The organism is Lentzea sp. NPDC102401, from assembly GCF_044765805.1.
GTDB classification, from domain to species: domain Bacteria; phylum Actinomycetota; class Actinomycetes; order Mycobacteriales; family Pseudonocardiaceae; genus Lentzea; species Lentzea sokolovensis.
The window spans coordinates 36,119-49,583 of sequence record NZ_JBIWKS010000024.1; the positions used below are offsets into that span (position 1 = coordinate 36,119).

Below are 13,465 nucleotides of genomic sequence, written 5' to 3' on the forward strand. Positions count from 1 at the left end.
GGAACAAATCAGCGCGCGGTCAGGCCGAACGACGGCACATCGCGCTGGAGACACGACGGAAGTCGACGTGGCGGCGGGCCACGAGGCGGACTCCAGTCGAATGCATGTCCCCAGTGTGCCCCGCGTCCAGTACCTGGTCCACCAGCAACCGAATGCTGGGATCTACGAGGGGAAGTTGACATCAAAGGCTGGTTTCACTCCGTAGTAATTCTGTCACCGACAGATACTTTCCCTGGTCGAACACCGCCATTCGGGCCGTGTAGGGGACACTGGGAGTCATGCCCTCCGCTTTGCCCGAAGGCGAGCCCGCGCCCGCCGACGGTGCGCTTCCCGCGTCCGCTCTCGCCGGTGTCGGTTCCCGCCCGTTCGGCATCTACGTGCACGTGCCGTTCTGCGCGACCCGCTGCGGCTACTGCGACTTCAACACCTACACCCCCGGCGAACTCGGTACCTCCGCCTCGCCCGAGTCGTGGCTGGAGGGCTTGCGCCGCGAACTGGACCTGGCCGCGTCCGTTCTCGGGACCGCCCCGTTGGCCGAAACCGTGTTCGTCGGCGGCGGTACGCCATCTCTGCTGGGCGCTTCGGGGCTCGGCGAGGTGCTGGACGCGGTGCGGCAGTCGTTCGGCCTGGCTCCCGGCGCCGAGGTGACCACCGAGTCGAACCCCGAGTCGACGTCCGTTCCGTTCTTCGAAGGCATTCGTTCGGCCGGCTACACGCGCGTGTCGTTGGGCATGCAGTCGGCCGCCCGGCACGTTCTCGCCGTGCTGGACCGCAAGCACACCCCCGGCCGTCCGGGTGAAGCGGCGCTGGAGGCCCGGAAAGCCGGCTTCGAGCACGTGAACCTGGACCTGATCTACGGCACGCCGGGGGAGCGGCCCTCGGACCTGGCCTCGTCGCTGGACGCCGTGCTGGCCGCGGGCGTCGACCACGTGTCCGCCTACGCGTTGATCGTGGAGGACGGCACCGGCCTGGCCCGCCGCATCCGCCGCGGCGACCTGCCGATGCCCGACGACGACGTGCTGGCCTCGTCGTACGAGATGGTCGATTCCGTTCTGAGCGGTGCCGGGTTCTCCTGGTACGAGGTGTCGAACTGGGCGACCTCCGTCGAGGCCCAGTGCCGGCACAACGTCCTGTACTGGAAGGGCGCGGACTGGTGGGGCTTCGGGCCCGGCGCGCACAGCCACGTCGGCGGGGTGCGCTTCTGGAACGTGAAGCACCCGGCCCGCTACTCGTCCCTGCTGGCCGAAGGCACGTCGCCCGCCGCCGGTCGCGAGCTGTTGTCGGCCGAAGATCAGCGGGTCGAGCGCGTGCTGCTGGAACTGCGCCTCGCCGAAGGACTGCCCGTCGACGTGCTGGACGACGCCGGCCGCGAGGAGGCCAAGCAGGCGATCGCCGACGGGCTGCTGGAGCCGTACGACGACCGCTGCGTGCTGACCGACCGCGGCCGCCTGCTGGCCGACGCCGTGGTCAGACGCCTGCTGCCGTGATCACCGGGCGCGCAGGTCGTGCTGACTGCGCACCTCGACGATCTCCTGGCCTTCTTTCTCGTACGTCACCGTGCCCCACCAGAGCCCGTCCTCCCTGCGGGCCTCTTCCCAGACAACCGTGCCCCTCCACCACTCGTCGTCGCTGAGCACCATGCATGGTTTGCCGGGTGGCCGCAGCCACACCACGTTGTCCACGTTTGGACCCTAGCGACCGCCACCGACAAAAACCGGAGGCCGGATCGAGCACGACTTCAGAGGGGGCACCAGGCAGGAAACCGGCTGGGTAAACTCGGGAGTAGTGGACACGGAGGTGAACAGCGATGAACGCCGATGAGCGTCGGTTCGAGGTGCTGCGTGCCATCGTCGCCGACTACGTGTCCAACCAGGAGCCCGTGGGGTCGAAGGCCCTGGTCGACCGGCACAACCTGGGTGTGTCGAGCGCGACCGTGCGCAACGACATGGCCGCGCTGGAGGACGAGGGCTACATCGCCCAGCCGCACACCAGCGCCGGACGCGTGCCGACGGACAAGGGCTACCGGCTCTTCGTGGACAGGCTGAGCGAGATCAAGCCGCTCTCGCAGGCCGAGAAGCGGGCGATCCGGAGTTTCCTGGACGGGGCGATCGACCTCGACGACGTGATGCGCCGCAGCGTGCGGTTGCTCGCGCAGCTGACCAGGCAGGTGGCGGTGATCCAGGTGCCGACGCTGTCGCGTGCGGCCGTGCGTCACCTGGAGGTGCTGCCGATCACGCCGTCGCGGCTGATGCTGGTGCTCATCACCGACACCGGCCGCGTCGACCAGCGGATCGTCGAGCTCGGGGACGTGATCAGCGAGGAGCACACGGCGCAGTTGCGCGGCGTGCTCAACCAGGCGATGGCGGGACAGCGGCTCGCCGAGGCGAGTGCCAAGGTCGCCGAACTGCCCGACGAGGTTCCGTCGAATCTCCGCGACCCGATGCTGCGGGTCGCTACTGTGCTCATCGAAACGCTGGTGGAGCACCCAGAGGAACGGCTCGTGCTCGGCGGTACCGCGAACCTCACGCGCAGCATCACCGACTTCCCGGGCTCGCTCCGGCAGGTGCTGGAGGCGTTGGAGGAGCAGGTCGTCGTGCTCAAGCTGCTCGCCGCCTCCCGCGACCCCGGTCGCGTGCTGGTGCGCATCGGCGAGGAGAACGAAGCCGCTGAGATGCGCAGCACTTCCGTGGTGTCCATCGGCTATGGCAGCCGTGACAATCCGCTCGGGGGCCTGGGCGTCGTCGGACCGACGCGTATGGACTACCCCGGAACCATGGCGGCCGTCCGCGCGGTCGCCAACTACGTCGGTGAGATCCTGACCGGTCGTTGACCAGAAACGTCTTGCACTTGAGATGAACATGAAAGCGAACAAGGTGGCCAGGGATTACTACGGCATCCTCGGTGTCTCGCAGAACGCGACACAGGATGAGATCAAGCGCGCCTATCGCAAGCTCGCCAGGCAGCTGCACCCGGACGTCAATCCCAACGAGGAGGCCCGCTTCAAGGAGGTGACGGCCGCCTACGAGGTGTTGTCGAACCCCGAGAAGCGGCGCGTCGTCGACCTGGGAGGCGACCCGCTCGACTCGGGCGGCGGTGGCCGCCCCGGCGGGGACCCGTTCTCCGGCTTCGGCCTCGGCGACATCATGGACGCGTTCTTCGGCGCCTCGACCGGTGGCGGCCGTGGTCCGCGCAGCCGCGTGCAGCCCGGCTCCGACGCGCTCATCCGGCTCGACATGACGCTGGAGGAGTGCGCGGCGGGCGCCACCCGTGAGCTGACCGTCGACACGGCGATCCTGTGCGACCGCTGTCACGGCGCGGGCACCCAGAACAACTCCAAGCCGGTCCAGTGCGACACGTGCCACGGCCGCGGCGAGGTCCAGTCGGTGCAGCGCTCGTTCCTCGGCCAGGTCGTGACGTCACGCCCGTGCCCGGTGTGCCGCGGCTACGGCGAGGTCATCCCCGACCCGTGCCAGCAGTGCGCGGGCGACGGCCGCACGCGGTCGCGCCGCACGATCTCCGTGAACATCCCCGCCGGTGTCGCCGAGGGCATGCGCGTGCGCCTCGCGGGCCAGGGCGAGGTCGGCCCCGGCGGTGGCCCGGCCGGCGACCTCTACGTCGAGGTCGAGGAGCACCCGCACGAGATCTTCGAACGTGACGGCGCCGACCTGCACTGCATCGTCCAGATCCCGATGACGACGGCCGCCCTCGGCGCCACGTTGCCGTTGAAGACCCTGGACGGCGAGGAAGAACTGCAGATCGACCCCGGCACGCAGCCGAACACGCAGCTCGTCATGACGGGCCGCGGCATGCCGAAGCTGCGTTCCACCGGCCGCGTCGACGGCCGCGGCGACCTGCACGTGCACCTCGAGGTCCTCGTGCCGACCAAGCTCGACGCCGCCCAGTCCGCGTTGCTGCGCGACCTCGCCGAGATGCGCGGCGAGAACGAGCCCTCCCTGTCCCACAACGGCAAGGGCGGCGGCGGACTGTTCTCCCGCCTGCGTGCCTCGCGCGGCAACCGGTGACCCTGCCCGTCTTCCTCGTCTCGTCGTTGCCGGCGGGCGAGGAGTTCGTGCTGGACGGCCCGGAAGGCCGCCACGCCGCGACGGTGAAGCGTCTGCGCGTGGGCGAGGAACTCGTGCTGTCGGACGGATCCGGTGCCCAGGTGCGGTGCTCGGTGACGGCGGTGGAGCGCGACTCCTTGGCGTTGCGCGTGGTCGAGCGCTGGGTGGAGCCCGAACCGGCGCCACGTGTGGTGCTCGCCCAGGCGCTGGTGAAGGGCGACCGCGGCGAGCTCGCGGTCGAACTCGCCACCGAGGCCGGAGTGGATGGCGTGGTGCCGTGGCGCGCCGCCCGGTGCATCACCAAGTGGGAGGACGGGCCTCGCGGCGCGAAAGCGCTGGGGCGCTGGCGATCCACCGTCCGTGAGGCGGCGAAGCAGGCCCGCCGCGCGCGCGTGCCGGCGGTCGACGAACCCGTGAGCACGACTCAGCTCTCTCACCGCGTGTCGTCGTCCGCGCTGACGCTCGTGCTGCACGAGAGTGCGACCGAACGGCTTGCCGACGTCCCGTTGCCCGAATCCGGGGACGTGCTGCTCGTCGTGGGGCCCGAAGGCGGAATCACGCCTGAGGAACTCGACGCTCTGCGATCTTCGGGTGCACGGATCGTCCGATTGGGCCCAACCGTTCTGCGTGCATCTACCGCCGCAGCGGTTGCTCTTGGTGCCATTGGGGTACGTACAGCTCGGTGGTGACCCCGATCACTCCTGGGATGAACATCGGATGGATTGGCTTGACGGAAGTTGTAGCGAATCCCAGGCCGATGGGGTTACCCTGGTTTGCAGAGGGGCCGATTGGTCTATCCGGAAACGGCGTAGACGATTAGCCCTTCTGACCAAAAGACTCGCCGGACACCTCCCCCCTCGGTCCGGCGTCGGCGCCTCGCGGCGAAGCGACCCCCAGGCTTCGGACCGCGGGGCGCCCCTTTTGGTTTTGGTGGTGGCTGCTCGGCGCTGGCGCGCCTTCGCCGCCTGCACCAAAAGGGCGTCTTTTGGGGGCCGAGCCCCCAAACCCCACGCCGGGGGCAAGCCCCCGGACCCCCGGCCACCTCGCCTTCGGCATCGGGGCCCCATCAGGTGTACGGGCGCGGCAGCCGTCAGGTCTGTTAGATGAGGGGTCTTATCTTTGTTGTGGGTGGCGGTTGCTGTCGGTTGTTGTGTCTTCCTTGTTATTTGTTGGCGTTGACGTAAGTTCTGCGTGTGCAGCGAATTGCTTACGGTGACCATCCCAGTCAGTTTGGCGAGCTTTACCTTCCTGAAGGTGTTGCTCTGGGTGCTGTTGTCGTCATTCACGGTGGTTTTTGGCATCAGCGGTATGGCTTGGAACTTGGCCGGCCCCTTGCGGACGTGCTCGTCGCCGACGGATTTGCTGTCTGGAACATCGAGTACCGGCGGGTTGGCGGTGGTGGTGGGTGGCCGCGGACCGGTGAGGACGTGCTTGCCGCCATCGACGCCGTCGACGTCGGGCCTGTCGTCGCGCTCGGGCACAGTGCTGGAGGGCACCTCGCTGTGTGGGCGGCCAAGCACAGTGCGCGAGTGGTCGGAGCGGTGGCTCAGGCCGCCGTGCTGGACTTCACGCGGCACATCACACCGCGGGCGTTGGAGCTGTGCACCGAGGAGCAGTTCGCGGAGGCCTCACCGGTCGCGCTGGTTCCCATCGGCAAGCCGGTGGTGTGCGTGCACGGTGACCAGGACGAGGACGTCCCGGTCGAGCAGTCCATCGGGTTCTGCGCGGTGGAGCCGCAGGCCGAACTCGTCGTGGTGGAAGGGGCCGGGCACATGGACGTGATCACGCCGGGCACCGAGTCGTGGGAGAGGTGCCGCGCGGCTGTCGGGCGCCTTGCGAGCGGCTGCTAAAAAGGGCCGGTGCCGAAGGTTGTCGACCATGAGGAACGCCGCCGCGAACTCGCTGAGGCCGTGTGGCGCATCGTGCAGCGGGACGGGATAGACCACGCTTCCGTACGCGCCGTCGCGGCCGAGTCCGGGTGGTCCAGCGGGTCGCTGCGCCACTACTTCCCGACACAGGACGCCTTGCTGGGGTTCGCGATGGAGCTCGCGTACCGGCGGTTCCTCGCGCGACTGGAGAAGATCGACACCTCGGCCGGGAACCGGGAGGTGCTGCGGTCCTTCGCGCACGAGATGCTGGCGATGGACGACGATCGCCGGGTCGAGGCGGCGGTGCTGTTGTCGTTCCTGCCGCGGGCGATGGTGGAGCCGTCGTTGCACGAGCTGGAACGCCTCGGCACGCGCGAGTTGTACGCCGGGATCGCGCGCCTTCTCGTTGCCTCGCAGGAAGCCGGTGAGCTGCGGGACGGCGTCGTGCCGATGAAGGCCGCGCGGCGGTTCATCGTGCTGATCGACGGGCTCAACATCCACCACGGGCTCGGGCCCGACGAGCTCACGGTCGACGACATGATCGAGGCCGTCGACGAGCAGCTGGACCGGCTGTTCGTCTAGCTTGGGGCATGTCCTGTTTGTTCTGCCGGATCGTCGCCGGTGAGATTCCCGCGACGATCGTGCACGAGACCAAGACGACGCTGGCGTTCCGCGACATCCAGCCCAAGGCGCCCGTGCACGTGCTGCTGATTCCGCGCGAGCACGTGCCGAACGCCGTCGACCTGAACGGCGAGCAGCTCGGCGACCTCTTCGCCGCGGCGCGAGAGGTCGCCGACGCCGAGGGCATCGCCGAGAGCGGGTACCGGCTGCTGTTCAACACCGGGCCGGACAGCGGGCAGGAGGTCTTTCACGCCCACCTGCACGTGCTCGGCGGCAAACGTCTTTAACCGAGGGCCTGCAGCAGCGGCGCGTGGTAGCGGGTGCGGTCGCCGGGCAGGGTTTCGGCGCCCCGGACCATCCAGGCGGCCTCACCCCACGACTCCATGCCGTGTTCCCGGACGTACGCGATCACTTCTGGGTCGTGCACGTCCACGCGCACACGGCCGTTGCCGACGGCCGAGTCGGCGATGAGCGCGCACGCGTCGGTGGGGGAGTCCGCGATGACCGGGCCGATCAGGAGCAGGTCATCGCTCACGCGCCACGACCCGGCGACGCCACGGTCGGAGGCCCTGACGGATCCCCTGGTGAGCAACGACTCCCACAGGAATGGCCGCGTGAGACCGGTGACCTTGGTGTCGACCGCGACGAGGTCGTCGAGGTCAGCGTGCGTGGCGATATGCGATATATCAGCTGCCGGTCCCGTGAACTGGCCCGCGTGGATGTCGGTGAAGCCCACGGCGTGGAAGCCGAGCTGTTCGTAGAGCGGGCGGCCCATCGACGTCGCGAACAACGTCGAGACACCGGTATCCAATACATGGGACACCAGTCGGCGGGCGTGGCCCTGGCGCGCGGCGCGTGCGGCCACCAGCACCATGCTGACCGACGCCAGTTCCGGATAGCGCGTCACGATCGTCGTGCCGACGAGGCCGTGCTCGTCGAACAGGCCCCAGCCCTCGCCGTGCGTGAGCAGGAACTCCCACTTGGTCTCGTCGCGCGACCACGACCGGCTCTCGGCCAGGTCGGAGCACGCGAGGAGGTCGTCCAGTTCGAGTCGTCGCAGTTCCACGGATTCCTCAGTCATCCCAGCGCGAGTGACGCGGGCGCGAAGTAGCGCGCACGATCGCCGCCGACGTCGTCCACGCCGTGCACCATCAGCGCACAGCTCCCGCGCACCTCGTAACCCTTGCTCAGCAGGAACGCCGCCACGTCCGGGTCGCTGACGTCGACGCGGGACGGCCCGGCGCCGGCGACCACGTCAACGATGATCTCGCACGCCGCCGCCGCGTTCGGTGCCACCAACGGACCGATGACCAACGTCTCACCCATGCGCCGTGTGCAGACGAAACCGTCCTGCGCGATGTGGGGCGTGTACACCGACGACGGACCGAACACGTGCGTCCAGAACGCTTCCCGCGTGAATCCACTCGCCGCCTGGTCCAGCGCCACCACCGCGGGCAGATCGGAGTGCGTCGCCCGTCGTGTCACGCCGGTCGCCGCGCCACCTAGTTCGCCGTGGTGCGCGGAGGCTTGCCCGACCGAGTGAAAGCCGAGCCGCCGGTACAGCGGTTCACCCATCGCCGTCGCGTACAACACCGAGGGTCCCGTATCCAATACATTGGATATCAGTGCACCCGCGATGCCCCTGCGTTCGGCCCACGAGCCGACCAGCACGCCGCTGATCGCCTGCACCTCGGGATACGGCGTGACCACGGTCGTGCCGAGCAACCCCGTCTCGTCGAAGGCGCCGAAGCCCGGACCGAGCGACAGCAACATCTCCCACTGCGCGGGCGTCCACGCCCAACCCCGGTCCGTGATCAGCTTCATGCACTCGGGTATGTCGTCGGCACCAAGCCTGCGGATCTCCACAGCTCCCGAGCACACACCGTGAGCAATGCGCTAGCCACCCATTTTCGGCCGGACTAGCATCGACGGCACCAGATCCGAGCGACAGGAAGCAGGCCGGGGCCACGTGGCCGACGAAACACAGCAGAGCAACAAGGAAGGTCAGTCCCGGTTCGCCGTGCCGGAAGGTGCGGTGCTCACGCTGCTCGGGTCGCGCGACGAGAACCTCCGGCTCGCGGAGGAACTGCTCGACGCCGATGTGCACGTGCGCGGGAACGAGATCACCTTGTCCGGCGATCCCGCCGACGTGGCCTTCGCCGAGCGCGTCTTCTCCGAGCTCATCACCCTCGCGGGCCGTGGCCAGCCCATCGACCAGAACGCCGTCCGCCGCGTCGTCGCGATGCTCAGCGCCAACGACGTCGAGTCGCCCGCCGAGGTGCTGAGCCTCGACATCGTGAGCCGCCGCGGCCGCACGATCAGACCGAAGACGCTGAACCAGAAGCACTACGTCGACGCGATCGACAAGAACACCATCGTGTTCGGCATCGGCCCCGCCGGCACCGGCAAGACCTACCTGGCCATGGCCAAGGCCGTGCAGGCGCTGCAGGCCAAGCAGGTCAACCGGATCATCCTCACCCGCCCGGCCGTCGAGGCGGGCGAGCGCCTGGGCTACCTGCCCGGCACGCTCTACGAGAAGATCGACCCGTACCTGCGCCCGCTCTACGACGCGCTGCACGACATGGTCGACCCGGAGTCGATCCCGCGCCTCACGCAGGCCGGCACGATCGAGGTCGCGCCGCTCGCGTTCATGCGCGGCCGGTCGTTGAACGACGCGTTCATCATCCTGGACGAGGCGCAGAACACGACGCCCGAGCAGATGAAGATGTTCCTCACCCGCCTGGGCTTCGGCTCGAAGGTGGTAGTCACGGGTGACATCACCCAGGTCGACCTCCCCGGCGGGCAGCGCAGCGGCCTGCGGGTCGTCAAGGACATCCTCGAAGGCGTCGACGACGTGCACTTCTCGACGTTGACCAGCCAGGACGTGGTGCGCCACCGCCTGGTCGGCGACATCGTGGACGCGTACGACAAGTGGCAGGTCCAGCAGGACCTCGTCGACCAGAACGGGCAACACCACGGACCCGGTGCACGCCGGGGGAACCAGCGCCGGGGACGATAGGCGCCGTGAGCATCGAGATCGCCAACGAGTCGGGTGTCGGAGTCGACGAAGGGTCCATCGTCTCCGCCGCCCGCTTCGCGCTGGACCGCATGGGCGTGAGCCCGCTGGCCGAGCTGTCCGTCCTGCTCGTGGAGCTGGACGTGATGGCAGACCTGCACGAGCGCTGGATGGACCTGCCGGGTCCGACGGACGTCATGGCCTTCCCCATGGACGAGCTGGACTCCGCGCGCCGTCCCGACGCCGCGGGCCTCGGCCCCGCGCTGCTCGGGGACATCGTGCTGTGCCCCGCGTTCGCCAAGGACCAGGCCAAGAAGGCGGGCCACGGCCTGCTGGACGAGCTGCACCTGCTGACCGTGCACGGAGTGCTGCACCTGCTCGGCTACGACCACGCCGAGCCCGCGGAGGAACGTGAGATGTTCACGTTGCAGAACCGCATCCTCGGCGACTTCCGCACCGCGCGGGACGAGGCAGAGCGGGCCGCTCACCAGCGCAGCACCGACGACAAGGTGCTCGGCGCCGTCGGCCTGGACGAGAAGAACGAAGAAGCCTGACGCGATGACCGCGAACCCTGCCAGTGTGATCGTGCTGGCCGTTCTGCTCGTGCTCGCCGCCGGACTGTTCGCGTGTGTGGATGCCGCTCTCGGCACCGTGTCACGCGCACGAGTGGAGGCCCTGCAACGGCAGGGTCGCTGGGGCACCGGGCAGTTGCTGCACGTCCTCAACGACCGGCCACGGCACGTCAACCTGTTGTTGCTGCTGCGCCTGGCCTGCGAGATGTCGGCGGCCGTGCTGACCACGACGGTGTTCCTCGACTTCGTGGAACAGGACGGCCTCGCTGTCCTGTACGCCTGCCTGAGCATGCTGATCGTGTCGTACGTCCTCGTCGGCGTCGGACCGCGCACGCTGGGCCGTCAGCACCCGTACGCCGTGAGCCTGCTCGCCGCCGGCACCGTCCGGCAGCTCGGGCGCGTGCTCGGGCCGCTGTCCAAGCTCCTGATCCTCATCGGTAACGCCATCACGCCCGGCAAGGGCTTCCGCGAGGGTCCGTTCAGCTCCGAGGTCGAGCTGCGCGAGCTGGTCGACATGGCGCAGGAACGCGGCGTCGTGGACGAGGGCGAGCGCGAGATGATCCACTCGGTGTTCGAGCTGGGCGACACGATCACGCGCGAGATCATGGTGCCGCGCACCGAGATCGTGTGGATCGAGCAGTCCAAGTCGCTGCGGCAGGCGCTCGCGCTGTCGTTGCGCACCGGCTACACCCGCGTTCCCGTGATCGGCGAGAGCGTGGACGACGTGCTCGGCGTGGTGAACCTCAAGGACCTGATGCGGGCCACGCTCGCCGAGGGCGAGGACCCGAAGTGCGTCTCCGAGCTGATGCGCCCGATGAGCTTCATCCCGGACTCGAAACCGATCGCCGACCTGCTGCGCGAGATGCAGGTGTCGCGCAGGCACATGGCGATCGTCGTGGACGAGTACGGCGGCACCGCGGGCCTGCTGACCATCGAGGACATCCTCGAGGAGATCGTCGGCGAGATCACCGACGAGTCCGACACCGACGACCGCCCGCCGATCGAGCACCTGGAGGACGGCGCGGTGCGGGTCAGCGCGCGCCTGCCGGTGGACGACCTGGACGCGTTGTTCGGCACCGAGCTCGACGACCACGAGGTCGAGACCGTCGGCGGCCTGCTCGCGCAACGGCTCGGGCGCGTGCCGCTGCCCGGCACCGAGGCGGAGATCGCCGGCCTGCGCATGCGGGCCGAGGGCGGCAAGGACGAACGCGGCCGCATCCGGGTCACGACGGTGCTCGTACGCCCCGTGCAGAAGGAGAACGAAGATGACTGACGTAGATCCGGAGAACGCCAAGCTCGTGACGCTCGCGCGGTCCGTCCGCGCACGCAACGGCGCCGCGGAAGGCGCGGCGGTGCGGGACCTCGACGGCCGCACCTACAACGCCTCCACGGTCTCGTTGCCGTCGCTGAAGCTCACCGCGCTGCAGGCGGCCGTCTCGGCAGCCGTGTCGAGCGGCGCGCAGGGGCTGGAGGCGGCGGCGGTCGTCACCGAGGCGTCCCAGGTGGACGAGGCGTCGCTGGCGGCGGTGCGGGATCTCACGCAGACCGGCCCGGTGCTCCTCGCGAGCGTTTCCGGTGAGGTGCGCGACCAGTTCTAGGTGGCCGGAAGGCCCCGCGAACGGCCATAACCAGCAAGAGGGACAATGGACGGATGGATGGTTACCGCTCCGGGTTCGCGTGCTTCGTCGGCCGCCCGAACGCAGGGAAGTCGACGCTGACGAACGCGCTGGTGGGCACGAAGGTCGCCATCACGTCCAGCAAGCCGCAGACCACCCGCCACACGATTCGCGGCATCGTGCACCGCGAGGACGGCCAGCTCGTGCTGGTCGACACCCCCGGTCTGCACCGGCCGCGCACGTTGCTGGGCCAGCGGCTCAACGACCTGGTGCGCGAGACGTGGTCGGAGGTCGACGTCGTCGGCTTCTGCGTGCCCGCGGACCAGAAGGTGGGCCCCGGTGACAAGTTCATCGCCGCCGAACTGGAGAAGGTCGCCAAGCGCACGCCCGTGCTGGGCATCGTCACCAAGACGGACCTGGTGTCGCAGCAGCAGGTGATGGAGCAGCTGCTCGCGCTGCAGAAGATCATGGAGTTCGCCGAGATCATCCCGGTGTCCGCGGTGGACGGCTTCCAGGTCGACACGCTGAGCGACCTGCTGCTGAAGAAGCTGCCCGAGGGCCCGCAGCTGTTCCCGGACGGCGACCTGACCGACGAGCCCGAGCAGACCCTCGTCGCCGAGCTGATCCGCGAGGCCGCACTGGAGGGCGTGCGCGACGAGCTGCCGCACTCCATCGCTGTCGTGGTGGAGGAGATGGAGCCGCGCGAGGGTCGCAACGACCTGATCGACATCCACGCGTTCGTGTTCGTGGAGCGGTCGTCGCAGAAGGCGATCATCCTGGGACATCGGGGCGAGCGGCTCAAGCAGGTCGGCATGGAGGCCCGCAAGCAGATCGAGCGTCTGCTGGGCAGCCGGGTGTACCTGAACCTGCACATCAAGATCGCCAAGGACTGGCAGCGGGACCCGAAGCAGTTGCGCCGCCTGGGTTTCTGACGATGGGAATCTGATGGCGAACCTGTACCGCGACACCGGAGTCGTGCTTCGTGTGCAGAAGCTGGGTGAAGCGGACCGGATCATCACCTTCCTGACCCAGCGCCACGGCAAGCTCCGCGCCGTGGCGAAGGGCGTGCGCAAGACGTCGTCGAAGTTCGGCGCCCGGCTCGAGCCGTTCTGCCACGTCGATGTTCAGTTCTACCCCGGCAGAACGCTCGACATCATCACGCAGGTGCAGACGCTGGACGCGTTCGGCGTGGGGATCGTGAAGGACTACCAGCGCTACACGGCGGCGTGCGCGATCGCCGAGACCGCGGACCGCCTTTCGGCCGAGGAGGGCGAGCCGGTCTTGCGGCTCTACATGCTCGTGGCCGGGGCGTTGAAGGCGTTGTCGACGGGGGAGCGTGACCCGTCGCTGTTGCTGGACGCGTTCCTCATGCGTGCGATGGCGTTCGCGGGGTGGGCGCCCGCGGTGAACGAGTGCGCGAAGTGCGGCAATCCCGGTCCGCACCGGGCGTTCAGCGTCCAGGCCGGCGGCTCGTGCTGCCCGACCTGCCGCCCGGCCGGCTCCTCGTCACCCTCCCAGGACACGCTGGCGCTGCTCTCGGCGCTGCTGCACGGCCAGTGGAACGTGGTCGACGAGATCCCGCACATCGCCCGCCGCGACGCGAGTGGCCTGGTCGCGGCGCACCTGCAGTGGCACCTCGAACGGCAGCTGCGGTCGTTGCCTCTGGTCGAGCGAAAGGCGCAGCCGGCCGACGGCTAATGTGGCGGCTACC

The 13,465-nt window shown here is 68.9% G+C and carries 17 protein-coding genes; 13 read left to right on the forward strand and 4 right to left on the reverse strand.

Annotation, left to right across the window (positions count from 1 at the left end; all coding sequences use genetic code 11):
* Positions 1 to 19 precede the first annotated feature (19 nt).
* Complete coding sequence (locus ACIRG5_RS46735; protein WP_402917845.1) at positions 20 to 106, reverse strand: putative leader peptide; 87 nt, start codon at positions 104 to 106, stop codon at positions 20 to 22.
* A gap of 172 nt (positions 107 to 278) precedes the next feature.
* On the opposite strand from ACIRG5_RS46735, the gene hemW reads away from it, so the two are divergent.
* Positions 279 to 1,487, forward strand: a complete 1,209-nt coding sequence (gene hemW / locus ACIRG5_RS46740) for a radical SAM family heme chaperone HemW (RefSeq protein ID WP_402917735.1) — start codon at positions 279 to 281, stop codon at positions 1,485 to 1,487.
* Here the strand turns inward: hemW and ACIRG5_RS46745 are convergent, their stop codons facing one another.
* Complete coding sequence (locus tag ACIRG5_RS46745; RefSeq protein WP_402917738.1) at positions 1,488 to 1,682, reverse strand: hypothetical protein; 195 nt, start codon at positions 1,680 to 1,682, stop codon at positions 1,488 to 1,490.
* Between the two features lie 125 nt (positions 1,683 to 1,807).
* Between ACIRG5_RS46745 and hrcA the strand changes: the two genes are divergently transcribed.
* From hrcA to ACIRG5_RS46775, 6 genes are all read left to right on the forward strand, one after another.
* Entirely contained in the window at positions 1,808 to 2,830 is a 1,023-nt protein-coding gene (gene hrcA / locus ACIRG5_RS46750) for a heat-inducible transcriptional repressor HrcA (protein ID WP_319978632.1), read from the forward strand.
* 43 nt (positions 2,831 to 2,873) lie between these two features.
* Entirely contained in the window at positions 2,874 to 4,022 is a 1,149-nt protein-coding gene (gene dnaJ / locus ACIRG5_RS46755) for a molecular chaperone DnaJ (protein WP_319978691.1), read from the forward strand.
* Positions 4,019 to 4,750, forward strand: coding sequence for a 16S rRNA (uracil(1498)-N(3))-methyltransferase (locus ACIRG5_RS46760; protein WP_402917741.1), 732 nt, complete (start codon positions 4,019 to 4,021; stop codon positions 4,748 to 4,750). The genes dnaJ and ACIRG5_RS46760 overlap by 4 nt, the downstream gene beginning before the upstream one ends.
* A gap of 504 nt (positions 4,751 to 5,254) precedes the next feature.
* The gene (locus ACIRG5_RS46765) at positions 5,255 to 5,911 is read left to right on the forward strand and encodes an alpha/beta hydrolase family protein (protein WP_402917744.1); all 657 of its coding nucleotides are present in this window, start codon (positions 5,255 to 5,257) and stop codon (positions 5,909 to 5,911) included.
* A 9-nt stretch (positions 5,912 to 5,920) separates the two neighbouring features.
* On the forward strand, positions 5,921 to 6,511 hold the full coding sequence (locus ACIRG5_RS46770; RefSeq protein WP_402917747.1) for a TetR/AcrR family transcriptional regulator: 591 nt from the start codon (positions 5,921 to 5,923) through the stop codon (positions 6,509 to 6,511).
* Between the two features lie 8 nt (positions 6,512 to 6,519).
* Entirely contained in the window at positions 6,520 to 6,837 is a 318-nt protein-coding gene (locus ACIRG5_RS46775; protein WP_402917750.1) for a histidine triad nucleotide-binding protein, read from the forward strand.
* Here the strand turns inward: ACIRG5_RS46775 and ACIRG5_RS46780 are convergent.
* Both ACIRG5_RS46780 and ACIRG5_RS46785 read right to left on the reverse strand, forming a co-directional pair.
* Positions 6,834 to 7,631, reverse strand: a complete 798-nt coding sequence (locus ACIRG5_RS46780) for a GNAT family N-acetyltransferase (RefSeq protein WP_402917753.1) — start codon at positions 7,629 to 7,631, stop codon at positions 6,834 to 6,836. The genes ACIRG5_RS46775 and ACIRG5_RS46780 overlap by 4 nt on opposite strands.
* On the reverse strand, positions 7,628 to 8,374 hold the full coding sequence (locus ACIRG5_RS46785; protein WP_402917756.1) for a hypothetical protein: 747 nt from the start codon (positions 8,372 to 8,374) through the stop codon (positions 7,628 to 7,630). Before ACIRG5_RS46785 ends, ACIRG5_RS46780 begins: the two co-directional genes overlap by 4 nt.
* Before the next feature lie 145 nt (positions 8,375 to 8,519).
* Between ACIRG5_RS46785 and ACIRG5_RS46790 the strand changes: the two genes are divergently transcribed.
* The 6 genes from ACIRG5_RS46790 to recO are packed head-to-tail and all read left to right on the forward strand — an operon-like array spanning position 8,520 to position 13,452.
* The gene (locus ACIRG5_RS46790) at positions 8,520 to 9,569 is read left to right on the forward strand and encodes a PhoH family protein (RefSeq protein ID WP_402917759.1); all 1,050 of its coding nucleotides are present in this window, start codon (positions 8,520 to 8,522) and stop codon (positions 9,567 to 9,569) included.
* A 5-nt stretch (positions 9,570 to 9,574) separates the two neighbouring features.
* Positions 9,575 to 10,120: an rRNA maturation RNase YbeY gene (gene ybeY / locus ACIRG5_RS46795; protein WP_030474423.1), complete on the forward strand. Its 546-nt coding sequence runs from the start codon at positions 9,575 to 9,577 to the stop codon at positions 10,118 to 10,120.
* A 4-nt stretch (positions 10,121 to 10,124) separates the two neighbouring features.
* Complete coding sequence (locus ACIRG5_RS46800; RefSeq protein ID WP_402917763.1) at positions 10,125 to 11,411, forward strand: hemolysin family protein; 1,287 nt, start codon at positions 10,125 to 10,127, stop codon at positions 11,409 to 11,411.
* Positions 11,404 to 11,736, forward strand: coding sequence for a cytidine deaminase (locus ACIRG5_RS46805; RefSeq protein ID WP_402917766.1), 333 nt, complete (start codon positions 11,404 to 11,406; stop codon positions 11,734 to 11,736). The genes ACIRG5_RS46800 and ACIRG5_RS46805 overlap by 8 nt, the downstream gene beginning before the upstream one ends.
* 53 nt (positions 11,737 to 11,789) lie before the next feature.
* Positions 11,790 to 12,686, forward strand: a complete 897-nt coding sequence (gene era / locus ACIRG5_RS46810) for a GTPase Era (RefSeq protein WP_090006121.1) — start codon at positions 11,790 to 11,792, stop codon at positions 12,684 to 12,686.
* Positions 12,687 to 12,699: 13 nt separating this feature from the next.
* The gene (gene recO / locus ACIRG5_RS46815) at positions 12,700 to 13,452 is read left to right on the forward strand and encodes a DNA repair protein RecO (protein WP_401039279.1); all 753 of its coding nucleotides are present in this window, start codon (positions 12,700 to 12,702) and stop codon (positions 13,450 to 13,452) included.
* Positions 13,453 to 13,465 lie beyond the last annotated feature (13 nt).